Here is a 25,273-nt window from a genome sequence, read left to right as displayed (position 1 = left end):
GAGTAGCCCGGCTCGCGAACCTCGCTCACGCAGCCTGACACTCCGATCCGCCGCTGCTCTTCACAGCCTTCCAAGACTTACGGGACAGCGTTTAGCCCAGGCGCTGATGGCCGCGACGTCGGCGCGTCTGCGAATACATTGCCGGGGCTGCAAGAAGAATCTCGTCCACTAGATGGTACGTTCTGAGGCTCTCGATATGCCATACTTCCAGGGAAGCAGTGGACGCTGACTTTCTCGGCAACCTCGGTATAGTCACGGACCTTTGCTGATCAGCAAAATCTCGACTGAGCCCAGGGGGAATAAGGTGTCATCAGGAATTAGTCGCGCCGTGCCGTCCGAGTATGTCGCAGCGGCTATCGGGTCGACCTTATCGATCGCGGCAGCAATCGCCAGCTATAAGTTAGGTGTCTCGGCAGACACAAGCTTTGTTGTCGGTTTGATTGGAGTTGTAATTTCATTGCAGGCGGAAGTGCTTGTGTGGAATACTCGACTTCGACACTCTCTCTCTGAGATGGGTGAGATTTCTTCTGTGGTAATGGATCGACCAGAGTACAGCAAGCGTATCCTGAGCATACTGCGATCCATTGAGGTCTTAACGAGCGAATCCGAATCGATCAACGCAATCGCGAATCCAATATTTATGGCCCGAGCCAGCAGGTTGGTTACCCAATGCCAGAACGATTTATCGGTAATGGCGGGCGGCACTTTTGTGGCAGCTCAGTACGATTTCGGATCGTTGGATGACGCGATCAGCAGGGCGAGATATAGCCTAATCGGTGTGGCACTTCAAGGCGTCGACAGAGTAACGTTCCGTGAACTGGGTGGATACGAACAGTATCTCCATGCTCAAAGAGAGGCTCTTGCCCGCGGCGTCACCATCGAGCGAATATTTATACACTCTCAGCGGAATGAAAATTTGATTGAAACCATGGATGAGCAGGTTCGCATGGGTATACGTGTATTCGAGATCGATGTCGACCTGGTTCCTCCGTATTTGCGTGTGGACTGCGCCATTGTGGACAACTCTTTCTACGGCAGGATCGAGAGCAGTCCCGCTGGAGGGATAATTGCCACCCGGTACTCTAGGAATGAAGCCGAACTAAATGCGCGGGTATCCGAATTCGAAGAGCTGAAGACGATCGCCAGGAGGTACTCACAATCGGGTGCCGCAGGAAGTTGAGTGGGAGGCGGTCGAGACGGATACTTCACTACTGTCGCGTCAACACGCCACGCTCCTGAAGGATCTCCAGCAGCCCGCCCATGGAAAAGCCGTACCGCTGGCTGTACTGCCTGGGCAGGTTGGTCAATCGGCTGATGGGTCTCATGGAGCCGGGTTGCGTCCAGCAGAGTGGTGTACGGGCCTGTCGCTGCTCGTAGCGGCGGAGGTGATGAAGTGAGGCGAAATTCGTCTGTCCGGAGCCATGTTCGAGGCTCCGCATAGTGCGGCGGGTGGCACTATCTCAGGGCATGAGAGTTCTTCTCGGGGGGTTGGCCGTCGTGGTGTGGGTCGCGGTGGCTGTGGGCGCGGCGTCGGCGCAGGTGACCACCACAGCACCGACCGCGCCCAGCTCGGCACCGACGAGCACGGGCATGCCGACCACCACGTCCAGCACCGCGGATAAGCTTCCTGTCTCGGAGAGGACCGGGCTCAACCAGGCCGACGCGGTCCTCGGCGCCGGCGCGCTGACTGTGCTCGCTGCGGGGATCGCATTTGTGGGAGTTTGGTTAACCCGCCGCCAAGCCGATCGGCACTTCGCTGCCACGCACGAGCTGGAGCAGATCAAGGCGCTGCGGGAGCGCTACACGACCTGCGCCGAACAGCTGGCGCACGACGATCCGGCGGTCAGGACAGCGGGTGTGTACGGGCTGGGAGCTCTAGGCAGCGATTGGCACGCCCGAATCGTCGGCACGCGGAGGCCCAGCTTCTTGGATCGCATGAAGGGCCGCGTACGGAAAGCGTGGCAGAAAGTACGGAGAGCGTGGCAGAAGGTCCGGAGAGCGTGGCAGAAAGTCAGGAGAGCGCAGCAGGATGTGTACGGTCTCCTAGTCCTTGAGCGCCCGCCACCTGAGCGGGAGGAAGTGCAGGTGTGCGTCGAGTTGCTGTGTGCCTACCTGCGCTCCTCCACCAGGACGTCGGAAGACGACCGCGGGCCGCGCCGCGCCGCAATCGCCGTGCTTGAGCAGCGGTCCCAGCAATGGGCATGGCTTAACCTCGACTACGACCTGCGCGACGCTGATCTCACAGCTGCGAAGTTGTCCTTTGCGATCTTGCCTCGGGTGGACCTGACCGACGCGAACCTGACTGACGCGTACCTATTAACCGCTGACCTGACCCGCGCGAACTTGACCCGCGCGAACCTGACCGACGCAGACCTGATCGGCACGAGCCTGAACTACGCCATCCTGACCCGCGCGAACCTATACGGCACGACATTGAGCGTGAATATGAAAGGTGCACAACTGGATCACGCGAACCTGACCGGCGCGGACCTGATCGGCGCGAAGCTGATCGGTGCGGACCTGACCGGCGCGACGCTAATCGGCGCGGACCTGACCGGCGCGGACCTGACCGGCGCGGACCTGGAAAGGGCGAAGCTGATCGGCGCGGACCTGGAAGAGGCGAAACTGATCGGCGTAAAGAACGCTGAAAGTGCTTCGTGGCCGGAAGGCTACCCACCAGTCGAGCTCGACGACTGAGTTCGTAGGCCCCTATCTGGTCGCTGACGGCCGCGCTCATCTTGGATCAGGCGGTGTAGGGGTTTGCGCGTGTTCGGAAATTGATCTTGGTCTCAACCGGTCAGCGCATCACTGCAGGTGATTGATGTGTGGTCGTGGAGGCGTCAGTGGGTGGAGCAGTTGGCCCGTTCAGTGTGGAGCAGCAGGAGCGGATCTGGGGCGGCTGGCGTGGCGGGGAATCGCTCGGGCTGATCGCCGGCGTGGTCGGGAGTACGCGACCGCGGGTCGGGCAATTCCTGCGTGCCAGCGGCGGGATCCGGCCTGTGCCTCGCCGCCGCCGGGCCGGGCATCTATCGCTCGGTGAGCGGGAGAAGATCTCGCGGGGGATCGCCGCGGGTTGCTCGGCCCGGGTGATTACGCAGCGGATCGGCAGGACAGCCTCGACGGTCTCGCGGGTGGCTCTGGTCGCCAATCCGAGCAGCGGATGGTCGCGAATTGCAACAGCGGCCCGGTCCCGGATCCCGGAAGCACCACGTCGGCCTGGTCGCGCACCAGCAGTACCCGGCTGACCTCCCGCACCAGGTCGAAGCTCCTGCGCCGCGGACCGGTCGGCTGGCCGGGGTGCTGCTGGGTTTCACGACCATCGGATCGAGCGGTGTCGGATTTCGCGATCGGACCGCTCTTGAGATCCGCGACCAGAGCCACGCGGGAGATCGCCCGCAACGGCGGCAGGCAGGTCTACCCGGCGGTCCTCGCCGACTCCGCGGCGTTCGAGCGGGCGCGTCGCCCGAAGCCGAGCAAGCTCGCCACCGACCCGGCGCTGCGCGAGGTGGTCGCGGCGAAGCTGGGCCAGGACTGGTCACCACAGCAGTTCGCGTCGTGGCTGCGCCGCTGCCACCCTGGTGAGGCCGAGCGCCGGATTTCCCACGAGTCGATCTACCGGGACCTGTACACGCCGTCGCGCAAGTCGCTTCGACAGCAGACGGTTCCACCGGCTGCGTAGCGAGCGGCCGTGGCGACGGCCGCGCCGCAAGACCGTCTCGCACGGACGTGGCCGGATCAGGTACATGGTCTCGATCCACGACCGCCCCGCCGAGGCCGACACCCGAGAGGTGGCCGGGCACTGGGCAGGAGATCTCGTGTTCGGGACACGGCCCTCGGCAGTGGCGACGTTGGTCGACCGCGCGACCCGCTACACGATGTCGTGGCCCTGGCCGACGGATACCGGGCTGACGCGGTCGCGACAGCGTTGATCGATCACCTGGGTAGGTTGCCGGAGTCGCTGCGCAGATCTCTGACCTGGGATCGAGGTAGGGAGATGGCGGCTCACGCCGCCGTCACGGCGGCGCTGTCGATGCCGGTGTACTTCTGCGATCCCCACCATGCCTGGCAGCGCGGCACGAACGAGAACACGAACCGGCTGCTGCGCCAATACCTGCCCCGCAACGCCGACCTCTCGACGCTGTCCCAGCATGAGCTCGACGCGATCGCCGCGAAGCTCCACCATCGGCCCCGCCGCGTGCTCGACTGGGCCACCCCCGGCCGAGGCGCTCGACGGCACCGGACACCTCCAGCACCGGCCGGCACCCACCAGTGGCGCGGTCGGCTTGCGATGATCGGAGACCATGAGCGGTCGTAGACTCCCTGACCTGGACGTGGTTCGCGTGCAGCGGTGGTGCGCCGCCCAGGTGCCCGAGCAGCTGCGCGGTGAGATCCGCGTCGAGTGCGACGTCGCAGCCCGGCATCTGACGATCTGCGAATGCCGGCCGCCGTGGCGAGACGACCTCGGCCCCGAGTGGACCCGATTCCCCATCGCCCACCTGTGCCACACCAAAGCCACCAGGCTCTGGACCTTGTACTGGCGCGACCGCCACCTGAAGTTCCACCGCTACCAGCACCTGGCCCCCAGCCCGCACGTCCAGGACCTGCTCGACTACCTCGACCAGCGAGCCGACCCCATCTTCTGGGGATGACCAAGCCGACAACTACCCTGACGGTGCGCTGACCGGTTGAGACCAAGTTCGTTTTCCGAACGCCGGTCGGGCGACGGCGAACTCATCGAGTGTTCGGTGCGACCCCGTAACGAACGTAGGGAGCTCGCGGTCCGCCCGCGAACTCCCTACGCCCGCTGGGGAAGGCTGTTGGTCGTCACGTCTGGCTGGCGTGACGCAGACCTTTCAGCAGGGTTCCGTGCTCGGTTGTCAACTGACTGGGACCTGGACCCATCCGATGGTCGAATACACGCCGCCGCTGAGGTTGAGTTGCTGGGCGATGACGGTGCGTGATCCGGTGGCGGTCGGTGTCCAGTTGATCGTCGCAACCAGATTCGGGTCCGCGGTTGCGATGCCGATTTCGGTGAAATCGGTGTTGCTTCCCGTCTTCCGGTCGATGAACCGTACCGAGGTGCCTGGGATGAGAGCTGTCGCCGACACGGCGTAGGTCTGCCCCACGATGTGAGTGTTGCCCGCGACTGTCACTTTCCCGTTGGTGATGTCCGCTGTCGCTCCGGGCGCGGCCAGCACGACCGCCGCTGCCACCCCGCTGACAGCGACACCGAACAATCGGGCACGAGTCTTGAGACCAAGCATGGGATTCCCCCTCCGTCGCCTCGGCGCTACGTCCGTAGCGCCGAGGGGGACGATACCGACGTGTACTGACAGAAAGATTCGGCCGAATTCGGACCGAGGAAGAGCCGGATGCAGTCTCTCCGTGCCGAGATCGCTCCAGCTGACTGTGTCGGAAATGGATCGTTTTCCGACACCCGCCGCCCGGTGACCGTCGCGCCTGGTGGTGAGTGTCGGCAACTCGCGTCGGAAATCAACGTCGCAAAACCTCTGTCCGCCTGTATTTTCGACGCATGTTGATCGGGTACGGGCGGATCTCCACCGCCGAGCAGAACGCCGACCACCAACGCGACGCCTTCATCCGCGCCGGCGTGCACGAGCGCGACGTCCACATCGACATCGCCTCCGGCGCCAAAGCCACCCGCCCCCAACTGGATCTGGTGCTGCGGATCGCCCACGCCGGCGACACCCTGGTCATCACACGCCTGGACCGGCTCGGCCGCTCGATGCTGCACCTGGTCACCCTCGGCGCCGAACTGCGCGAGCGCGGGATCGGGTTGAAGGTGATCGAGCAGGGCATCGACACCGACACCCCCGAAGGCCGGGCCATGTTCGGGATGCTGTCGGTGCTCGCGGAGTTCCAGCGCGAGCTCATCGTCGCCAACACCCACGACGGCCTGGCCGCCGCCCGGGCCCGCGGCCGCCGCGGCGGGCGCCCGCCGAAGCTCTCGGCGGATCAGGCCGCACTCGCCCAGCGGCTCTACGACGAGGGCGCGCACACCGTGCAGCAGATCGCCGACATCGTCGGCGCTGGCCGGACCACCGTTTACGGCCACCTCACCAAGACGGCTGGTGGCACCCGGCCCCGCACCGGCGCGAGCCGGGCGAGCACCGCGGCCCCGGAGAGATCGCTCGCCATCGAGCCGTCAGTTGCTGCCGCTGAGTCTGCCGTCGCTCCGATCGGGCTGGTCACCGGGGACCCGGTGCCGGAGGCTGCGGTGAGAGTGGTCGCCGTCGAAATGATCCCCGCACCAGCGGATGCCGCTGCGGAGCCCGCCACGACGCTGTCCCGTCCGGGGGTAGGCACCGCGCGTGAGCCGCGCGCGGGGGTGGTCGGGCGTGCCCGGGTGCGGCGGGTGGAGCCGTGCCCGAGCTGCGGGACCGAGCCCAGCCATGCTTACGGGCCGTTGCAGTTGACCGCCGATGTGGCGTTCCGCTGGTACGAACTTGACACCTCCCCTGATAACCGGGGTGGGCTGATCGCGACTCGGCACTGTGCGAACTGCCAACCCGTCCAGCGGTTCGCGATCGTCTGTGCCGAGCCGGATTGCGAGGAAGGACCCCTGCTCGGTGGTGAGCTCGCCGCCGAAGCCCGCGCGGCCGGCGGGCGGGTGCCCGCGCTCGTGCAATGGCTGCTCAACGCGCGAGGTTGGACCACCACCACCGGCGGTGCGTTGCGCTGCCCGCAACACCACTGACCTGGCCTGACGGGGGCGCTCGGATGGTTCTCGTGCTGCCGCCGACACGGGGGCCGCCGGTAAAGCCGGGATACAGCGCCGGTCCGGGCTCCGCTATGCGGCCTCATCGAGCAGCTCGTGGAGCTGCTGCAGTGCTTCGGGGGACATCACGGTGAGGGCGTGGGCGGTGAAGTCCTCCGGCCTGAGCGCGGTCCGCAGTTCACGCAGAGCACGAATGTCGATCGAGACTTGAGGCACTTCGAGTTCGAGCCGGAGTGCTAGGGCGCGGATGTGCCACACCACCGCCTCACCGTACAGTTCACACGCCGACTTCACCTCCCCCCTCACCGAGAACGAGGTGGCCATGCCGGCGCGGTTGCCGAGTTCCTCGTTGATGGTGAGGGATTGCTGGTAGCGGCGTTCGGCCTCGCTGTAGTCCCCCCGGTCCTGGGCGAGGATCCCCAGTTGGTGGAAGCCGCCAGCCATGCCGGCGCGGTCGCCGAGTTCCTCGGAGATGGTGAGGGATTGCTGGTAGCGGCGTTCGGCCTCGCTGTAGTCCCCCCGGTCCTGGGCGAGGTTCCCCAGTTGGTGGAAGCTGCTGGCCATGCTGGCGCGGTTGCCGAGTTCCTCGGAGATGGTGAGGGATTGCTGGTAGCGGCGTTCGGCCTCGCTGTAGTCCCCCCGGCCTTGGGCGAGCATCCCCAGTTGGTGGAAGCCGCCAGCCATGCCGGCGCGGTCGCCGAGTTCCTCGAAGATGGTGAGGGATTGCTGGTAGCGGCGTTCGGCCTCGCTGTAGTCCCCCCGGTCCTGGGCGAGGTTCCCCAGTTGGTGGAAGCCGCCAGCCATGCCGGCGCGGTCGCCGAGCTCCTCCTCGATGGTGAGGGATTGCTGGTAGCGGCGTTCGGCCTCGCTGTAGTCCCCCCGGCCTTGGGCGAGCATCCCCAGCTGGTGGAAGCCGCCAGCCATGCCGGCGCGGTCGCCGAGCTCCTCGTTGATGGTGAGGGCTTGCTGGTAGCGGCGTTCGGCCTCGCTGTAGTCCCCCCGGAGCTGAACGAGGCGGCCCAGCTGGTGGAAGCCGCCAGCCATGCCGGCGCGGTCGCCGAGCTCCTCGGAGATGGTGAGGGATTGCTGGTAGCGGCGTTCGGCCTCGCTGTAGTCCCCCCGGTCCTGGGCGAGGATCCCCAGTTGGTGGAAGCTGCGGGCCATGCCGGCGCGGTTGCCGAGTTCCTCCTCGATGGTGAGGGATTGCTGGTAGCGGCGTTCGGCCTCGCTGTAGTCCCCTCGTGCCTGGGCGAGGATCCCCAGTTGGTGGGTGAGGGGTGCGGTTTGGGGTGCCTTGGCGGGGAGCAGGGTGAGGGTTTGGTGGAGGAGGGTGGTTTCGTGGTCCCAGGCTCCGGTGGTGTGGAGCCGGCTGCTGATGGCGTGGGTGATGGCGAGCAGGGCGGTCAGGTCGCCGGTGTGGGTGTGGTGGTGGCGGGCTTCGAGCAGGTCGTGCAGGTCGTGGTCGCGGTCTTGGGGCCAGACTTGCACGCGCCAGGTCCAGTAGTCGGCGGCGCGCTGGTGCGCGGTAGTGACTTCGTCCTCGGGAGCGTTGTGGTGCAGGGCGGTGGCGGTAGAGCGGTGCACGAACACCGTCTGCCCGTTCAGGCTGATCAGGTTGTTAGCGAGTAACTCGTCGACCAGTTCGCCCAAATCGGTGTCGGTGGAGACCGGCGGGTGAGGGGTACTGGTGTACTCGGTGAGCGCGGGCTGGATCTCATCGAGGATCTGCTGGGGAACCTGGGCGAGGTCGAAGCGGCCCCCGTCGGTGGGGGTGATGCCATGCTCGGTCAGCGTGGCGATGATCGCCTGTTCGGCGGCTCGGCGGTCGGGGGTGTGGGCGGCGGTGGGGTCGGGTTCGCCGATCTGGAACAGCAGCGCTAGGGCGTCGACGGGTTCGCGGTAGACCGAGGCGCCCAGCAGCAGCCGCTGGGCGGCGGAGGTGAGGCGGGTGAGGAGCTCGGTGAGCAGGATGTCGTCGGCGATCAGGGTGATCGTGGCCGCCAGGGCCGCGTCGAGATCCGTACCGCTGTCGGTGAGGGCGGGACGGGTGGCAGGGTTGGCGGCCAAGGCGGTGGTGAGGCGGGCGGTGATGTCGCTGTAGCGGCCGGTACCGCCGGTGAGCAGAGCGTCGAGGTATTCCAGGCTGCGGGGGTGCCCGCCGACCAGGAGCCAGAGACGGTCGAGTTCGCGCTCGTCGAGCCGGTCCAGAGCGGGCAGGGACCAGATCAGTTTGAAGGTCTCGGCCCGGGTCATCGGCCCGACCTGATGGGCCAGCAGCCGGGTCTGGGCGCCGCCGGGCAGGGGAAAGGTGTAGCGGCTGGTGATCAGCAGCCGGCTCTTCGCGGGTCCGGTCGCCCAGATGGTGAGGAGTTCGGCGAGCTGGGTATCAGCGAGTTCATGGCCGGGGTCGAGGTTGTCTTCGAAGTTGTCGAGCACCACCAGTACCGGGTACCGGGCCAGGATCTCGTCGCGCAGGTCCTCGAACCGGTCCCGCCACGGCGCGGCGACATCACGGGCATCGGCCAGCACCCGCGGCAGCAGGTGATCGGCTACGCCTTGCTCACGCAGCAGGCGTTGCAGCTTGCGGGCCACCCCGCCCAGGATTTGGTCGACACTGAGCGGGCCGGTGAACACCACCTGCAGCCGGTTGCCTCGGTCGCGGGCGAGTAGTTCGGCCGCGAGGGTAGTCTTGCCGATCCCGCCGAGCCCGTGCAACACGACCCCGGTGTACTGGGTACCGGCCAGCACGGTGGGCAGGGTGCGCAGTTCCCGGCGCCGGCCGACGAAGACCCCGACCTCGCGCTGCGGCAACCCCGGCACCACCTGCCCGGTCTCTACGGACCCGGTCCCAGAGTCGGTGTCGCGGTCGGTGTGGGTGTCGAGGTGGACTTCGGGGGCGGGTGCGAGGACGGTGACCACGCTCCACTCGTCCAGGCTCGCCAGGACGCGGTCGCGGGGGATCTCGGAGCGGCTCCACTGCTGGTGGATGACGCGACGGGCGGTAGATAGGGCGGTGAGGACTTCGGGGCGGTGCTGACGGGCAAGTTCTTGGTAGAGGCGGGCGAACAGCGCGGTGGCGTAGCGGTCGGTCACCGAGGTCTCGGTCGCAATCACCACACTCGCCCCCGCCGCCAACAACTCCGCGGCGAACGACGGCGCACCGGCCTCGCCCGCGACATCGGTATAGCAGGCCGCCAGGCTGATCACCGGCGGCATCCGCCCCACCGGAACGGCCTCGGCGATCAGCACGGCTGCCTTCACCTTCCGGGCGGCGCCGGTGTCGGTCTCCAGGAACAGATGCCCCGGGCTGCCGTGCCCACTCAGGTGCAGGACGTGGGCGTCGAAGACGTCGAGCTCGTCGCGGATGGCGTCGGTGGTGGCGAACTCCACGATGCGCACCCCGGCTGCTCCGTGGCGGGCGGCCTTGACCGCGTCCAGCACATTGCGCAGCTCGCGCTCGTAGTCCAACACCACCCCACCCCCCTGGTCGGGGGCGGCGATCGCTACCAAGATCCGCAACGGCCCCCCGAGTAGCCGTGGCGCCCGCCCTGGGGCGCGGCGGTACACCGTGACCAGCCGATGCAACGCCAACGGCTGCCCCGACCCCGGAGCCGGGAGCGCCTCCCACGGAATCTCTCCGTACGGGCCCGGCTCGATACCGACGCGCACCGGCACATCCGCCGCGCCCGCCTCTGCCAGCACCTTCGCCAACGCGGCCGAGACCGGTTCGGGCAGGAACGATTCCGCGGCCAGCTGCCCGGCATAACGCAGCGACACCGTCCCGATCCCGGCATCGACACCGGTGTCGTCGAGGAGGGTGCGGGTGTCGGCGCCGCGGCGGCTACGTTCACGCCGCACGTCGAACAGGGCATTGGCCAGCCCCGGCTTCACACCGGCGTGGCCGGCGGTGATGTCGAGGTTGCGTCCGTGCAGCCGGACCTGGGTGTCGGTGACCGACAGCACGAGATCGACCGCCGCATCCAGGGGCGGGGGGCCGGTGACCTCGATCGTGGTGAGGCCGTCGAGCAGGGGGTGGAGATCTTCGATGCGGGCGACCCACACGGTGCCCTGCCCCCACTGATCACCGCTGTTGTAGCGCTCGGACACCACCCCGAGGACGAAATCGTCGGACTGGCGGCGGACCGGGCCGCCGCTCATTCCTTTCATCACCGACTTCGACTCCAGCCGTCCCAGCGGGATCTGATCGTCACGCATCGTTCCCCCGGCCCACGATCCCGGGGCGTCGAGGAACCGATGGGTGTGCTGATCGAGGAAGACCGCGACCCCGGTCACCACCGTCGCCGCGCCGATGTCGATGCTGTCGGTGCTCGCCCACCCTGCCACCGACGCCGCCAACGCCGTCTCGGTGGTCAGCACCGCCAGGTCGTGGATCAGGTCCAGCCGCGCGACCTGCGCCTGGAACACCTCGCCGCCCCCGGCCAGGGCGTCGACGGGCACCACCGCGTCCAGGTAGCCGGCGCCGACCTCGTTCAGTACGTGCGCGGCGGTGACGAGCACCCCGGGCGCGGCCTGGAAACAGGTCCCGGCCGGGAAGTCGTTGGCGTGCAGGATCCGGCCCAGATAGCCGGGCACCCGGACATCAGGTGACGAGGCGGCGTTGGCGTTCACGACTGCGCAGTGCCCTCGTCTGCAGCGGGGGTGGTTTCGGGGACGGTGGTGGTGCCGTCGTAGATGAGCTTGACCTTCAGGCTCGCGTCCGCCGAACCGCCGGCGACGATGATGTTGCCCTTGGCCGAGAACCCGATCCCGAACTCCAGCTCCACTCGATCCGGCTTCGCCTGCTCACCCAAGCCCCGCACCAGGTCCGCGGTCTGGGAAGCCGCGGCGGTGATCACCGTGCGGGCCCGGTCGAACACATCACCCACCCGCTCGGCCACCCCGGTGCCGGTGGGTTCGGAGCCGGGCACCATCACCGTCTCCACCAACACCTCGACACCCGCGAACTGCATCGGCGTCACAGGACCACGCACAACCATCAACCCCAATCGAACGAATGACAACCGCGAACACGAGCCCCACCGCAGGCGGCGCCGACAACTTCACCACGAAACACCAACCAGCGCAGAGACTCCGCCGAACACACCCCACACCCCAACCACGCGGCGCCGGTATCCACCGAACGATCGACACCACCCACCCCCGGGAGATGCCTGTCGTGCCCCGAAGGGTTCGTTTTCCGAACACTCGCCCGCGCGGCGCCGCCGAGCCGGGACTCGCAGGAGCCGGTGTTCGGAAACCTGTGCGGAAACCGGTAGGCTCCCACCCGGTTTTCGAACACGTTTCCCGAACGAATTCGGAAGAGGAGAGCGCCGTGGCGTTGGTCGGTCTGGTCCGGGTGAGCACGTCCAGGCAGGAGACCGCGCGCCAGCACGACGACCTGGATCCGATCTGCGTGAAGGTGTTCGAGGAGAAGATCTCCGGCCAGCTCGCCGTCGCCGACCGGCCCGGGCTGCAGGCGGCGCTGTCGTATCTGCGACCGGAGGACATGCTCGTGGTGCAGGAGGCCGACCGGCTCGGCCGCAATCTGCTCGAAGGGCTGCTCGTGCTCAACGACCTGTTCGAGCAGGGGATCCAGGTGAAGGTGCTGCACGGCATCGCTGCCGGGGATCACACCGAGCGCAGCCTCATCCTGGACCTGGCCCTCGCGCTGGCCGAGGATCGGCGCCGTGATATCGCCCGCAAGACCCGCGACGGCTTGGCCGCGGCCGCGAAGCGGGGGCGTAAGGGTGGCCGACCGCGGGTGGTCGATGCCGACAAGCGCCGCGCGATCCTGGCGCGGCGGGCCGAGGGCGAGTCCCTACGCGAAATCGCTCGGGGGGTTGGGGTCAGCTTGGCGGTGGTGCACGGCGAGGTGAAAGCCGCCGAAACGCGGGAATCGTGAGCAGTGGGTCCGCGTCGTTCGATTTATCAGAACCAGCGCTCAATCCATCGAGAACCTCGCTGCTTCCGCGCTGCGGTGAGGTTGTGGCGGGTGTTTAGGGTGGCGGCGTGGTCGTCGCCGAGGACCCGTCGGCGGTCGGTGAGCACCTGCTCGAACAGCTCGATCGCCTCGGTGGCCCGGCCCGCCTCTCGGTAGGCGCAGGCGAGCTGGTGACGGGTGCTCAGGGTGTCGGGGTGGTCGTCGGCGAGGACCCGTTGGCGGTCGGTGAGCACCTGCTCGAACAGCTCGATCGCCTCGGTGGTCCGCCCCGCCTTCTCGTAGGTGTAGGCGAGGTTGTGGCGGGTGTTCAGGGTGGCGGCGTGGTCGTCGCCGAGGACCCGGCGGTGATCGTTGAGCAGCTGCTCGAACAGCTCGATGGTCTTGGTGGCCCGGCCCGCTTTCTCGTAGGTGTAGGCGAGGTTGTGGCGGGTTCTCAGGGTGTCGGGGTGGTCGTCGCCGAGGACCCGGCGGTGGTCGGTGAGCACCTGCTCGAACAGCTCGATCGCCTCGGTGGTCCGCCCCGCCTTCTCGTAGGTGTAGGCGAGGTTGTCGCGGGTTCTCAGGGTGCCGGGGTGGTCGTCGCCGAGGACCCGGCGGAGGTCGGTGAGCAGCTGCTCGTACAGCTCGATCGCCTCGGTGGCCCGGTTCGCCTCCCGGTAGATGTAGGCGAGCTGGCCGCGGGTGCTCAGGGTGTCGGGGTGGTCGTCGCCGAGGACCCGGCGGTGATCGGTGAGAGTCTGTTCGGCGTAGAAAACGGCTCGACGCAGATCGACCGCTCCGATCAGTTGACCGATGGCCCAACGGCGCATGGCCAGCACAGCGGCAACGGTGGCCGAGCTGAGAGCGGGATGGCCGACGGCATGTTCAGTGAGAGTCTCGATGTGGTCGACTAGCCGGGCGCCTTCACCACGACGCTGGAACGCCTCGCGCCGGGCAAACAGGTACGGTTCGAGCAGCAGCGCCGCGTCCTCCATCAGGGCGTCGAGAGCGCTGGCAGCTTGGGCACGTTCACGGACTACGCGTCCGGTGAGCCGGTGCATCACCAGTACCCGCCCGCCGGTTGCCCACGCCGCCAGCGAGCCTTCCACACACCGCGCGATCGCTGCACCCGTTAGCGGGTGCAGGTCCTGTTCCAGCAGTGCGGCGTCCACACCGTCTGGGGACAGCATCGCCAGCACGCCCACCAGCCACCGCACCCGCTCGTCGAGCTCAGTCTCGCCGGTGGTGGTGACGGTGTCGACCGCCAGCCCCAAGGCCTGATCCACTGCACGGCCGTAGCCGGTGCCGCGCTGGCGCGGTAGCGCGGCCGGGAGCGGCTGGGCGGCCAGCAGTTCCCGGTAGCTGCGGTAGTCCAAGTGTCGGGTGGTGATGGTGGCCGCGGCGGCGGCCAGAGCTAGCGGCAGATCTCCCACCTCGGCGGCGAGGGCATCGGCACCAGTCGGGTCTTCGAGCCCGGTCGCCGTGGCCAGGTAGTCGATCGATTCGGTGCGCTCGTAGCCGGTCGCGGCGTCCACGAGCTCGCCCAGGCCGGCGAAGCCGCGGTCGGTGCTGGTGATCACCACCCGCACCCCGCCACCGGTCGGCAGGAACTCGCCCAGGAAGTCCGGATCGACGGCGTTGTCGAACACCAAGACTCCCACCAGCGCCGACGTCCGGTTGAGGTGATCGCGCAGCCGCCGCGCCGAGACCAGCGAATCCCCCTCCGGATCAGCCACCCCCAGCACCGCGGCGACGCCGGCCAGCCCGGCCAGGGCGCTGTCGCGGGTCTCCGCACCGATCCAGCCCACCAACCCCGCCGACGGGTCGTCCATGACCTCGCGGGCGTAGGCAGCGGCGACCTGGGTCTTACCGGCACCGCGCATCCCGCACACCACCACCGCCACCCGTTCCCGGGTCAACGTCGCGCGGAGTTCGCCGACCTGGGCGCGGTCGACGAAGTGCGGGGCCGGGCGCGGTACCGCACCCACCACCTTCACCCCCGGCACCGACTCCGCTGGTGCGGAGGGCGGGGTACCGGTGCCGTACAGGTGGTAGTGGACTGCGCTGGACTCGGTGCGGGAGTTGTCGATCGTGATGTCCCGCCCGGCGCCAACCGTGTCTAGATCAACGGCCGGACCCGTGCCGGCCCGGGGGGTGTCCCGCCGCCAGGGCCACCATCGGCCGGTGCGTGGCCGGTTCATGGGTGTGAGGCATCACCGCGGTTGTCGGTGCCGTCGAAGGTCATATCGCGCCCTGCCTGCAGCCTCCGCCCTCGCACACCGGGCCCGGGACCGCGGACCTGACCGAACCGCATGTCCCGCCCCGCGCTGGCGTCCTCGACGTCGATCCCCACCGCCGGCGGTGGCAGCACCGGGGCCGGAGCCGGGGGCTGGGCAGCGAGCTGCAGCCACAGCGACGTGGCGAACGCCGCGACGGTCAGCATCGCCACCGCCACCCACGCCCACACCGCACCGCCGTCGGTCGCGACGTTCACCGCCACCGCCAGCCCGGAACTCACCACCGCGGTTGCCGCAGTGGGCACCGCCACCTTGCGCACCGCCTGCCACGACACCGCCACACCGACCTCCCCGGCCCCGAAAGTTCCCCCGATCCTCACACACCACCCCGGGCCACACGCACTGGCCCACAACCCCTTCCACATCCCGGACAGTCGCTCAACAACGCCACAACCAGCACCGTCCCACTGGGGAGCCGGTACCGGCTGTCGGTCGAACAGCCGACAAGCCAGGCGACCTCACCGAGGCTGAGGCCCGGTTCCCCCCGTTTATCGGAGCTCAGCTTGGCCTGCTGCAGCGCTGCGGGCGGTGTTGGCGTATCTGCCGCCTGGAGGACATGCTCGGGGTGAAGTTGCATGGCATCGCCGCAGACGAGTACACCGAGCGCAGCCTCATCCTCGACTTGGCGCTCGCGCTCGCGGAGGACCGGCACCGCAGTATCGCCCACAAGACCCGCGACGTCTGGCTCGCCCGCGAAGCGCGGGCGTGAGGGTGGCCGGCCGCGGGTGGTCGACGCGGACAAGCGCCGGGCGATCCTGGCTCCCCGAGGCGAGTCGCTGCGAGAGATCGTCCGCGGCGTCGGGGTCAGCCTGGTCGTGGTGCACGGCGAGGTGAAGGCCGCGTTGCATCACGCTCTCGGAGGTCGCGGGGCTTTCAGCGTCCGATTGAAGTACAGGGAACCAGCCGAATTGGTGCCGAGGAACCCTGGCAGGACGTCATCCGACGCTTATCAGGGCGAACTTGGCCAGCCAGCCGGGGGCTACCTAGGCCAACACTCAGCGTTCCTGCTCTTGCCCGGCCTCCTGGTAGGCGAGGGCGAGGTTGTGCCGGGTGGCCAGGGTGCGGGGGTGGTCATCGCCCAGGACTCGTCGGCGGTCGATGACCAGCTGCTCGTACCGGTCGATCGCCTCGCGGAGTAGTCCGGCTTCCTGGTAGGCACCGGCGAGGTTGTGGCGAGTGCCCAGGGTGCGGGGGTGGTCATCGCCCAGAACGTTCTGATGGTCGATGACCAGCTGCTCGTACCGGTCGATCGCCTCGCGGAGTAGTCCGGCTTCCTGGTAGGCGCCGGCGAGATCGCCGCGAGTGCCCAGGGTGCGGGGGTGGTCATCGCCCAGAACGTTCTGATGGTCTGTGAGCAGCTGCTCGAACAAGTCGATCGCCTCGCGGATTCGCCCGACCGTCTGGTAGGCGTAGGCGAGGTCGTTGTGGGTGGCCAGGGTGTGAGGGTGGTTGTCGCCCAAGATTCGTCGGCGGTCGGTGAGCAGTTGTTCATACCGGTCGATCGCTTCGCGGATCCGCCCGGCTTCTTGGTAGGTGTAGGCGAGGTCGTGGCGGGTGGCCAAGGTGTGGAGGTGGTCGTCGCCCAGGACTCGTCGGCGGTCGATGACCAGCTGTTCGTACCGGTCGATCGCCTCGCGGATCCGCCCGGCCTCGCGGTAGGCACCGGCGAGGTTATGGCGGGTGGTCAGGGTGTCAGGATGGTTGTCGCCCAGGACTCGTCGGCGGTCGGTCAGCAGCTGTTCGTACCGGTCGATCGCCTCGCGGATCCGCCCGGCCTCGCGGTAGGCACCGGCGAGGTTATGGCGGGTGGTCAGGGTGTCAGGGTGGTCGGGACCGAGGACCTGCTTGTGACTGGTGAGGGTGTCATGTGCGAGTTCGATGGCCCGGCAGAGGGCGGCAGTGGCAATAAGTTGGCGTATGGCCCATCGTCGAGTCTTCAGGATTCGGGTTCGTGATGCCTGAGTCGCGCGGCTGGGTAGCCCACTGGCAATTATGGCGTCGATGTGGTCGACCAGACGCGTCCCTTCGAGCCGGCGCGCCCAGGCTTGATCTTCGTCGAACAGGCGCGGTTCGAGTACGTCGAGCGCGGTGGCCAGGACGTTCTCGCAGTGGTCGGAGTTGAGGATCTGCTCGCACAGCACACGGGCGGTAAGCCGGTGCGCCAGCAGCGATTCTCTGCCGGTCGACCAGGTCAGCAGGGATCGCTGGATGCAGTGGTCGACGGCGTCATCGACCCATTCATCGAGTTCAGGATCCGGGTGGGTGAGCAGGTCGCGGCCGATCCCGGCGGGGTCGAGGACGGCGAACAGATCTAGCAGCCATCCCACGGTGGTGTCGAGCTCAGACTCGCCGGTCGGTATCCGGGCGTCGTCGAGAGACAGGGCGATCGCTTGGTCGACACCCAGCCGATGCTCCAGCCCCGCGCGGCGCCGCAGTGCCCGAGGAAGGGGCTGGCTGCGGACACGCTGCAGGAACCGCGCGTAGGTCGCACCGGAGGCGGCGATCGCGGCCGCGGCGGTCGCCAGCGCCAGAGGGAGGTCTCCCAGCTCGTCGGCGATTGCGTTCGCACCGGCCGGGTCGTCGATGCCTGTGACCGAGTTCAGGTAGGCCACCGACTGGTCGCGGGTGTAGCCGATGCCAGCATCGACTAGGAGGTCGGCCAGCGAGGTGAAGCTGCGTGCGGTGCTGGTGATCACGACCTGGGTACCGCCGGAGGCCGGCAGCAGCTGGCGCACGAGGTCGACGTCGGTGGCGTTGTCCAGGACCAGCAGCCCGGCCCCGGCTCGGCTGTTGAGGTGATCGCGTAGCCGATATGCCGCCGCCACCGGATCGTAACCGGGGTCGGCGGCGCCGAGGCGAAACGCCACCTCGGCCAGCCCGGCATACAAGGTGTCGTCGGACTCGGCATTCACCCACGCGGCCAACCTCACGCCATGCGCCAGCCGGCCGCGGGCGTAGGCGGCTGCCACATGCGTTTTCCCGGCGCCGCGCATCCCGGTCACCAACGCCACCCGCCACGGCCTGCCGGACTCCGCCCCCAGCCGGGCCGTCTGCGGGCGGGCCACGAAACTGCGCGGCTCGTTGGGAATCTGACCGACCACAAGCGAGCCTGCGATCGCGGGCTGCTCGGGGGGCACCGCGCCGGGGCTGCCGAGCATGATCGTTTCCGCGTGGTTGCCGTGCAGGACGATGGTGTTGCCCCCGAAGCCCGTGGCGGGTGGCGCTTCCGGGCGGGGGGTTACCGGGGCGCCGCGGAGGGGTTCCCGGGCTCCCGGTGGCCGGCGTGCACCGAGCCGATCTCGATATCGCCGCTGAAGGTGCCATGCGAGATCCGGACGCCGGTCCCGGTGGAGTCGACCTGCTTGATCCGTAGCGCGGCGCCCTCAATCTGCTCCAGGTCCACACCGACCGCCGCGCCGGCGGTGGCTTCGTGCGCGCGCAGCATCGCGACCAGCGCCTGCGCCGCCGCCAGTAACTCGCCGTCCTGATCGGCACCGGCCGCGGTCAGGTCTTCGGCCAGCTCGCCGCGGCGGTGCTCGGAGTTCGGGCGCTGCTCCAGCGCGGCCACGTCCACCTGCCCGTAGCGGCCGGTCACGAGACCCTTCAGCTTCTGGTAGGCATCGGCCACCGCCTGCTGAGCGCTCTCACCCAGCCCCGCGACCGCACCAGCGGCCAGCGCCTGCGCGACGATCGCCGCCACCGTCTCCACCACGACGAAATCCTCCCCACTTAGCTCACGAACCAGGTCGAGGCCGTACCACGACCTGGCGAACCCGCACAACCTAGCCGAAAAATCCGCCCTGCAGCGTCATTCAAACTACTGACATCCCGCTGGCGGTCCCCGGCTGCGGGCGGGCGCCTCGCGCCCGTGGCCTGACTTCCGGTTCGGCCCGGTTATCGGCGGTTAGACTTGGCGAGGTGGCGAACTGAGTCCGTCGAACCGCAACTTGCGTCACGAACTACACGCCATATGGGCTTGCTCCTGCGCGCGTTCGTTCGTCGGCGCCGTTTCCATGTTCGATGCGCCCTACTCGGCACACGCGGGAACGTGAGTAACCTAGGATCTTGGGATGGAAACCCGCTGACATTCCGAGACGAAAGCGGATGGCCTGGGGAAATGGTGTCGCAGGTTGGTGCCCTCGGCGGGGCGTGTCGAACATGGGAACGCGGCAAGCAGCGACTTCGGGCTGGCCATCTGATGATCGAAGCCGACTACATGCTGTACATGACTGCCGACAGAAGTGTCCCCAGGGAGATCCAACCAGTACGCCAACCTACTGATACATCGAAAACTGTTGGTAGTTGGTTGATCCCTGCGGCAAAGGCCCGCCGTCGTCGTGCGCGACGGCGGGCCCTGGGAGTGTACGTAATTGGGAAGGTGCCGGGCCGACGGTCAGTCGGTGAGCAGCCGCCCGAGGTCGGTGCCGGGCGGCAGCACCGCGGCGGCCGACGGTGCCAGAAGGGTGGCCACGGCTTGCCCGTCCGGGCTGCACGCTGCGCACCGATGCCACCCGCCCACGACGTTGATCTGGGGCGGGAACCTCATCGCGTGACGCGTTCGAAAGCTGCTGCCTGTCGGCCGGAAAGAGGGGCTGGTGCACGAACAGGTGACGGTGGTTAGGCAGCCTGCCGGGCTGCCGGGGTCATGATCGCTTCGTACTCGATCGGGGTCAACCGGCCGAGCCGGTCCTGGCGCCGCCGCCCGTGGCAGGTGCGCTCGATCCAGACCACGATCGCGATCCGGAGTTGCTCGCGGGTCTCCCAGCTGCGCCGGTCCAGGACGTTGCGTTGCAGCAGGCTGAAGAAGCTCTCCATCGCCGCGTTGTCACCGGCGGCGCCGACCCGGCCCATCGAGCCCACCATGTGAAACCGGTTCAGCGTGTGCACGAAGCGGCGGGCGCGAAATTGCCTGGGTTCAACCGGTCGGTGTGGACCACGCAGCCGGCCACCTCACCGCGGCGAGCGACCGCGTTGCGCAGAGCGGTCACCGCCAACCTCGAAGTCATCCGCGAATCGATCGAATAGCCCACAATCCGACCCGAGAACACGTCCTTGACCGCACAGATGTAGAGCTTGCCTTCACTGGCTTGGATTCCAGTAGTCGTCGCAACACGGCTGGAAGGTGGCGGTGTTGGCTGGTCCGAAGTACTCGAAGGAGCAGCGGAAATGGTTCTTCGATCTGCTGGATCGGGGAGGCAGTGTCAGGGCCGCGGCGACTGCGGCGGGGGTGCATCCTGGTGCGGCGTATACGTGGCTGCGGAACAGCGGAATGGTGGTGCGCCGGGAGACTCCGCGCGTCTACACCGAGCAGGAGAAGGCCGAGTTCTTCCGTTTGCTGGCCGAACGCGGAAACGTCTCCGCTGTTGCGCGTGAGCTCGGTTTCACCCGGGTCACCTGCTACAAGTGGGCGCACCAGGCCGGGATCTTCACCAGCGAGAAACGTCGGGTGCTGCCACGGCGGGAGGAGTTCCTACGGCTACGTGCCGAGGGGCTGACCCGAGCCCAGGCGGCGCAGCGGGTCGGGGCGGACAAGCGCTCGGCGGCGGACTGGGACAAGGGCATCACCATCATCCACCGAGGCCGGATCTATCCTGATGGTCGAGTGGTGCGCTATGCGAATCCGATACTGGCAGACGTGAATTTACTGCGCACGGCCAACGTTCTGGGCGGCAGGGTCGACCTCGATCGAGTCGAGAAAGTGATCCATCCCCGATATCTGAGCCTGCTGGAACGCGAACAGGTAAGTGATCTGCACCGCGCCGGTCTGACGATCCGCCGGATCGCCACTGAGTTGGGGCGTTCACCGTTGACGATCAGCCGCGAGCTGCGCCGCAACACGATCTCGGCTCGGGGATATCTGCCTCATTCGGCGCACCGCGCTGCGGTCGCTCGCCGGTCGCGGCGTCGCGATCCGAAGCTGACAGCGAACGCGCCGTTGCGTGACTACGTTCGGGACAAGCTCGCACGCAAGTGGTCACCCCAGCAGATCAGCCATCGCCTGGTCCTCGACTTCCCGGCCGATCTGCGGATGCGCGCCTGCACCGAGACGATCTACCAGGGCATCTACGTCCACGCCCGAGGCGAGTTGAAGCGCGAACTCGCCCGGCACCTGCGCCGCGGCCGCCTGCGGCGCAAACCTCACCGCGACCCCGCCGCTCGCCGGCCGCGTTTCGTCGAGCCGATGTCGATGATCACCACCCGCCCGCCTGAGGTCGAGTCCCGCGCAGTGCCTGGGCATTGGGAGGGAGATCTCGTCATCGGCGCCACCAACCGCTCGGCCATCGCGACCCTGGTCGAACGATCCAGCCGCTTCGTCGTGCTGGTCCACCTCGGAGCAGACCGCAGCGCCGACGCACTGCGCGACGGCCTCATCACCACCGTCTCGGGGCTGCCTGCCCAGCTGCGGGGCACCCTCACCTGGGATCAAGGCGGTGAGATGGCCGAACACCGCGCTTTCAGCAACGCCACCGACATGGCCGTCTACTTCTGCGAACCGGGCGCGCCATGGCAACGCGGCAGCAACGAAAACACAAACGGGCTGCTGCGTCAATACTTCCCACGCGGCAGCGACCTCAGAGCTCACACCCCCGCGGCGCTGCAAGCGGTCGCCGACGAGCTCAACAACCGACCCCGCAAATGCCTCGCCTGGCAGACACCCGCCGAAAGACTCGATGCTTTACTGAACGTCTCGTAGTTCAAACCGTTGCCACGACTACTGGAATCCAAGTGGTCCGATGCTCACTGATATGGCTGAGCCACAACCGATTCGGGCCATCGGCAGTGAAATCACGGCGCACCCTGTCGTCGTGGACCGGCGGCCCCGGCCGCCTGCCCGAACCTCGACGGGGTTTGCCGAACGCACTCCACCACCGGTTCGCCGAGCAGATCCGCCACGCCGTCCGACCGGCCATCGGCTCACCCGCGGCACCGGCCTCATCAGCCAGGAACCGGTAGCCGAACTCCGGATCGTCACGATGAGCGTCGAACAGGGCGTTCGCGCGATACGCCTCGGCGAGCTCGGCCGGGGTGATCGGGTCGGCCAGCCAGCGGTAGTAGGGCTGGCGGGCGAGCTTGAGGACCCGGCACGTCACCACGACGGGTATTCCGTCGTCGGCGAGCTCTTTCACGAGCGGGTAGATCTTTTTCCCGGCAGCTGAGCCTGAGAAAGATAGGCCGCGGCCCGGCGCAGGACCTCGTTCTCCTGCTCGAGCAGCCGGTTACGGCGCCGCAGCTCCCGCAACTCCGCCGACTCCGAGGTGGTGGCTCCCGGCTTCACGCCCTCGTCGACATCGGCTTGGCGCATCCATTTCGACTACGTCATCGGATGGATCCCGAAGTCGGCCGCGATCTGGTCCAGGGTCACCCCTTCATCGCGGTCGCGGGCGACGCGAACGGGGGCTGCTGCACGGTGCGTGACAGGTTGACACCATGTGTGCAGCAGCCCCTAGCGCATTTCGGGAGTTGGGTAGGCCGCGCGGTTATTCCTGTCTCCACACTTCCAAAACAGCGAGGAAGTCACGCAGCGCCCGAGTGAGGTAATGATCGGAACCGAATGTCTGCGCACGTCGGACAAGGACCCGCTCGTACAGCGGGATCGCCTCGTCCAGCCGTCCCGCCGCCAGGTAGGCGAAGGCGAGGTTGTCGCAGATGGTCAGGGTGTTCGGGTGCTCGGCCCCCAGGAGTCCTTCCACCCCAATGAGAGATTGCTCGTAGAGCGGGATCGCCTCGGCGATCCGGTCTGCCCGCTGGTAGGCGAAAGCGAGGTTGTTGCGGGACGCCGTAGTACTTGGGTGTTCAGCACCGAGGATACGCTCGCGGTCGATGAGGGTCTGTTCCAGCAGCGGAATCGCCTCGTCGATCCGACCCGCCTTCTGGTAAGCGCTGGCGAGGTTGTTATAGGAGTTCAGGGTGTTCGGGTGGTCGTGGCCGAGGATCCGCCCGAAGTCGGAGAGGGTCTGTTCCAGCAGCGGGATTGCCTCGTCGATCCGACCCGCCGCATAGTAGGCGCTGGCGAGGTTATTGCAGCATATCAGGGTGTTCGGGTGGTCGTGGCCGAGGATGCGCTCGCTGTCGGTGAGGGTCTGCTCGTGTAGTGGGATTGCCTCGTCGATCCGACCCGCTGTTTCATAGGCGTGGGCGAGGTTGCCGCGGGCAGCCAGGGTGTCTGGGTGGTCGTGGCCGAGGATGCGCTCGCGGTCGGTGAGGGTCTGCTCGTGTAGTGGGATTGCCTCGTCGATCCCACCCGCCGCCTGATAGGCGCTGGCGAGGAAGCTGCGGTAGGCCAGGCTACTGGGGTGGTCGTGGCCGAGGATGCGCTCGCTGTCGGTGAGGGTCTGCTCGTGTAGCGGGATCGCCTCGGCGATCCGGCCTACCGCCTGATACGCGGCCGCAACATTGCTGCGGAATAGCAGAGTGTTTCGGTGGTCGTGGCCGAGGATGCGCTCGCTGTCGGTGAGGGTCTGCTCGTATAGCGGGATCGCCTCGGCGATCCGGCCTACCGCCTGATACGCATAAGCGAGGTTGCTGCGGGCGATCAGAGTGTCGAGGTGCTCAGCGCCAAAGATTCGCTCGCTGTCAACGAGCCCCTGTTCGCACAGATGGATCACATCGATGATCCGCCCAGCCGCTTGGGCGACGTGGACGAGGTTGTTCCGGGTTGTCAGGGTATCGGGGTGGTCGGCACCGAGAACGCGCTCACGGTCGGCGAGAGTCTGCTCGTACAGTTGGATTGCGTCGGCGATCCGACCCGCTGTCTCATAGGCGCCTGCGAGGTTGTGACAGGAGGTCAGGGTGTTTGGGTGGTCATGGCCAAGAACCCGCTCGCAATCGGAAAATGCCTGGTGAAGGTGAGCCATAGCACTGACGTGCAGGCCCTGATCGAGCATGAACAGCCCGCTAAAACTGCGGATCCTCACGATCAGGTTGGTGGTCGCGGGCTCGTCGCTCGCGGGAATTCGGCTGGTGAGGGTCTCGATATGAGGCAACAAGGCTCGCCAGGTCGACCATGTAACCGGGTCTTCCCGGTCGGGCAGGCAAGAGTGCAGCGTCTCGGCGGCGCGTATGCAAGCGCGTTCGATCGCGTTCCATCCGCGGTGGGGGTCGGTGGGATCTGGAGTACGGGCCACGGCCTGGACCAGCCGGTGAACCGAGATCGTGCCGGTAGCGGGGTGAGGGGTGATCATGTTGTATGCGGCCAGCAGCCCTCGCGCGGTGCTGTGAGTCCGCAGGTCGAGCGCGGGATCCTGACATAGGATGAGGGGTATGGCGTCGGGGGCGTACCAGGATACGGTGCGCAGCAGTTCCACCGCAGCGGGTTCGATATCAGTGATTCGATCCAGAGTGACCCGCCAGGTCCGGGCGATTGTGCGCTCGGAGCCGGTATCGACGTCTGCTTGCCCGAACATATCGGCCGGATAGTCGGCCAGTAGCTGCAGGTAGTCGCGTGGAGTGAGGAACGGATCTTGCGCCAGGTAAGCACCAGCCTGCTCGATCGCCAACGGCAGATGCCCCAGTTCCGCACACAACTCGGCAGCGCCGTCGGCGTCCCGTGGGCCTGTGGCGGTGAGCAGGGCGGTGAGCAGGCGCAGGGACTCGTCGGGGTTGAGCACATTCAAGCGCACGATCGAAGTGCCCAGTTGCCATCCGCTGGCCCGTCGGCTGGTAATCACGACCCGGCCCCCGGTCCCGACCCGGGCCAAAACCGAGGCGATGGTGGTGATGTCATCGACGTTGTCCAGAACCAGCAGCCAGCCAGTATGGGTAGCCAGCCATTGCAAAGCGCGTTCGGCTAGTTGCTCGGCTTCCATGGCCTGGGCCAGTGCGGGCTGTAGCCGGGTGGCGAACCCGACCAGCCCCGCAGTGATCTCGGTGACGGTGTCTGCGGTGATCCAAACGATCGGCGCGTAGCCGTGCGCGCTGTTCGCCGCCCAGTGCGCGACCAGGGTGCTCTTGCCGACCCCACCCAGACCGTGCACCGCAGTCACCACTACCGGACCTGGACCGGTGAACACAGTGGTGAGATTGTCGATCTCGGTATCGCGGCCAACGAAACTGCCTGGACGTGGGGGCAGGTTGTCGATCCCGGAAGGAGCCTCGACCTCAGCTATGGACTCGAATGCCTCTGGGGGCAAATGGACCACCCGTGCGGTGGCGTGGTCCCCTGTCAGGATCAGCCCGGCGTCCCCGCCGACCGCAACCGATCGCTCACCCTCAGCCCGCACCCCACCTGCAGCACCATCATCTTCCGGAAGGAGACTGGACTGCTCGTCGGGCACATGCGCCGTCATGGTGAGGCTGGCCCAGACTGCTGGTTGCCGG

General features: G+C 67.4%; 21 protein-coding genes and 2 pseudogenes. 11 read left to right on the top strand and 12 right to left on the bottom strand.

What is annotated here, in order from left to right; all coding sequences use genetic code 11:
* The first annotated feature begins 304 nt into the window (after positions 1-304).
* The 6 genes from AB0H71_RS29865 to AB0H71_RS29840 all read left to right on the top strand — a co-directional run bounded on the left by AB0H71_RS29865 (position 305) and on the right by AB0H71_RS29840 (position 4,649).
* Positions 305-1,180 carry a hypothetical protein gene (locus AB0H71_RS29865; protein WP_357027408.1) on the top strand — a complete coding sequence of 292 codons (876 nt, stop codon included), beginning with the start codon at positions 305-307 and terminating at the stop codon, positions 1,178-1,180.
* A gap of 317 nt (positions 1,181-1,497) precedes the next feature.
* The gene (locus AB0H71_RS29860; RefSeq protein WP_357027433.1) at positions 1,498-2,697 is read left to right on the top strand and encodes a pentapeptide repeat-containing protein; all 1,200 of its coding nucleotides are present in this window, start codon (positions 1,498-1,500) and stop codon (positions 2,695-2,697) included.
* 128 nt (positions 2,698-2,825) lie between these two features.
* Positions 2,826-3,245 (top strand): helix-turn-helix domain-containing protein, encoded by a 420-nt coding sequence (locus tag AB0H71_RS29855; protein ID WP_357027406.1) that lies wholly within the window; start codon positions 2,826-2,828, stop codon positions 3,243-3,245.
* Positions 3,246-3,331: 86 nt separating this feature from the next.
* A complete protein-coding gene (locus AB0H71_RS29850; protein ID WP_357027404.1) occupies positions 3,332-3,679 on the top strand; it encodes a hypothetical protein in 348 nt (115 codons plus the stop codon).
* A 9-nt stretch (positions 3,680-3,688) separates the two neighbouring features.
* Positions 3,689-4,315: an IS30 family transposase gene (locus AB0H71_RS29845; protein WP_357027402.1), complete on the top strand. Its 627-nt coding sequence runs from the start codon at positions 3,689-3,691 to the stop codon at positions 4,313-4,315.
* Complete coding sequence (locus AB0H71_RS29840) at positions 4,302-4,649, top strand: DUF3024 domain-containing protein (protein WP_357027400.1); 348 nt, start codon at positions 4,302-4,304, stop codon at positions 4,647-4,649. The genes AB0H71_RS29845 and AB0H71_RS29840 overlap by 14 nt, the downstream gene beginning before the upstream one ends.
* A gap of 228 nt (positions 4,650-4,877) precedes the next feature.
* On the opposite strand, the gene AB0H71_RS29835 is transcribed toward AB0H71_RS29840, so the two are convergent.
* Positions 4,878-5,264: a hypothetical protein gene (locus tag AB0H71_RS29835; protein WP_357027398.1), complete on the bottom strand. Its 387-nt coding sequence runs from the start codon at positions 5,262-5,264 to the stop codon at positions 4,878-4,880.
* A 269-nt stretch (positions 5,265-5,533) separates the two neighbouring features.
* Between AB0H71_RS29835 and AB0H71_RS29830 the strand changes: the two genes are divergently transcribed.
* The gene (locus tag AB0H71_RS29830; protein WP_357027396.1) at positions 5,534-6,718 is read left to right on the top strand and encodes a recombinase family protein; all 1,185 of its coding nucleotides are present in this window, start codon (positions 5,534-5,536) and stop codon (positions 6,716-6,718) included.
* Positions 6,719-6,811: 93 nt separating this feature from the next.
* Here AB0H71_RS29830 and AB0H71_RS29825 read toward each other — a convergent pair whose 3' ends face one another.
* Positions 6,812-11,368 (bottom strand): tetratricopeptide repeat protein, encoded by a 4,557-nt coding sequence (locus AB0H71_RS29825; protein ID WP_357027394.1) that lies wholly within the window; start codon positions 11,366-11,368, stop codon positions 6,812-6,814.
* Positions 11,365-11,709: a CU044_2847 family protein gene (locus AB0H71_RS29820; RefSeq protein WP_357027392.1), complete on the bottom strand. Its 345-nt coding sequence runs from the start codon at positions 11,707-11,709 to the stop codon at positions 11,365-11,367. The genes AB0H71_RS29825 and AB0H71_RS29820 overlap by 4 nt, the downstream gene beginning before the upstream one ends.
* 362 nt (positions 11,710-12,071) lie before the next feature.
* On the opposite strand from AB0H71_RS29820, the gene AB0H71_RS29815 reads away from it, so the two are divergent.
* Positions 12,072-12,641: a recombinase family protein gene (locus AB0H71_RS29815; protein WP_357027390.1), complete on the top strand. Its 570-nt coding sequence runs from the start codon at positions 12,072-12,074 to the stop codon at positions 12,639-12,641.
* Positions 12,642-12,667: 26 nt separating this feature from the next.
* Here the strand turns inward: AB0H71_RS29815 and fxsT (AB0H71_RS29810) are convergent, their stop codons facing one another.
* Positions 12,668-14,656, bottom strand: coding sequence for an FxSxx-COOH system tetratricopeptide repeat protein (gene fxsT, locus AB0H71_RS29810; protein ID WP_357027388.1), 1,989 nt, complete (start codon positions 14,654-14,656; stop codon positions 12,668-12,670).
* A 200-nt stretch (positions 14,657-14,856) separates the two neighbouring features.
* On the bottom strand, positions 14,857-15,237 hold the full coding sequence (locus tag AB0H71_RS29805) for a hypothetical protein (RefSeq protein WP_357027387.1): 381 nt from the start codon (positions 15,235-15,237) through the stop codon (positions 14,857-14,859).
* Positions 15,238-15,521: 284 nt separating this feature from the next.
* Between AB0H71_RS29805 and AB0H71_RS29800 the strand changes: the two genes are divergently transcribed.
* Entirely contained in the window at positions 15,522-15,665 is a 144-nt protein-coding gene (locus tag AB0H71_RS29800; RefSeq protein ID WP_357027385.1) for a hypothetical protein, read from the top strand.
* Positions 15,666-15,951: 286 nt separating this feature from the next.
* Here AB0H71_RS29800 and fxsT (AB0H71_RS29795) read toward each other — a convergent pair whose 3' ends face one another.
* The 4 genes and pseudogenes from fxsT (AB0H71_RS29795) to AB0H71_RS29780 form a co-directional block, all read right to left on the bottom strand.
* Positions 15,952-18,114, bottom strand: a complete 2,163-nt coding sequence (gene fxsT, locus AB0H71_RS29795) for an FxSxx-COOH system tetratricopeptide repeat protein (protein ID WP_357027383.1) — start codon at positions 18,112-18,114, stop codon at positions 15,952-15,954.
* 80 nt (positions 18,115-18,194) lie between these two features.
* Positions 18,195-18,668: a hypothetical protein gene (locus AB0H71_RS29790; RefSeq protein WP_357027381.1), complete on the bottom strand. Its 474-nt coding sequence runs from the start codon at positions 18,666-18,668 to the stop codon at positions 18,195-18,197.
* 681 nt (positions 18,669-19,349) lie between these two features.
* Positions 19,350-19,502, bottom strand: coding sequence for a hypothetical protein (locus AB0H71_RS29785; RefSeq protein ID WP_357027380.1), 153 nt, complete (start codon positions 19,500-19,502; stop codon positions 19,350-19,352).
* Positions 19,503-19,573: 71 nt separating this feature from the next.
* Positions 19,574-20,037: pseudogene (locus AB0H71_RS29780) on the bottom strand (DDE-type integrase/transposase/recombinase); the annotation flags it as partial.
* Between the two features lie 188 nt (positions 20,038-20,225).
* Between AB0H71_RS29780 and AB0H71_RS29775 the strand changes: the two are divergent.
* A pseudogene (locus tag AB0H71_RS29775) lies at positions 20,226-20,432 on the top strand (helix-turn-helix domain-containing protein); the annotation flags it as partial.
* A gap of 15 nt (positions 20,433-20,447) precedes the next feature.
* Entirely contained in the window at positions 20,448-21,650 is a 1,203-nt protein-coding gene (locus AB0H71_RS29770; RefSeq protein ID WP_357027430.1) for an IS30 family transposase, read from the top strand.
* 1 nt (position 21,651) lies between these two features.
* Here AB0H71_RS29770 and AB0H71_RS29765 read toward each other — a convergent pair whose 3' ends face one another.
* The 3 genes from AB0H71_RS29765 to AB0H71_RS29755 form a co-directional block, all read right to left on the bottom strand.
* Positions 21,652-22,083, bottom strand: a complete 432-nt coding sequence (locus AB0H71_RS29765; RefSeq protein WP_357027378.1) for a hypothetical protein — start codon at positions 22,081-22,083, stop codon at positions 21,652-21,654.
* On the bottom strand, positions 22,080-22,259 hold the full coding sequence (locus AB0H71_RS29760) for a hypothetical protein (RefSeq protein ID WP_357027376.1): 180 nt from the start codon (positions 22,257-22,259) through the stop codon (positions 22,080-22,082). The genes AB0H71_RS29765 and AB0H71_RS29760 overlap by 4 nt, the downstream gene beginning before the upstream one ends.
* Before the next feature lie 175 nt (positions 22,260-22,434).
* Complete coding sequence (locus AB0H71_RS29755; RefSeq protein WP_357027374.1) at positions 22,435-25,230, bottom strand: tetratricopeptide repeat protein; 2,796 nt, start codon at positions 25,228-25,230, stop codon at positions 22,435-22,437.
* Positions 25,231-25,273: the final 43 nt, after the last annotated feature.

The organism is Nocardia sp. NPDC050697 (assembly GCF_040654395.1).
In the GTDB taxonomy this organism is placed as follows: domain Bacteria; phylum Actinomycetota; class Actinomycetes; order Mycobacteriales; family Mycobacteriaceae; genus Nocardia.
The sequence above is the reverse complement of the archived record's forward strand: the minus strand, read 5'-3'. Positions and strand labels throughout refer to the sequence as shown.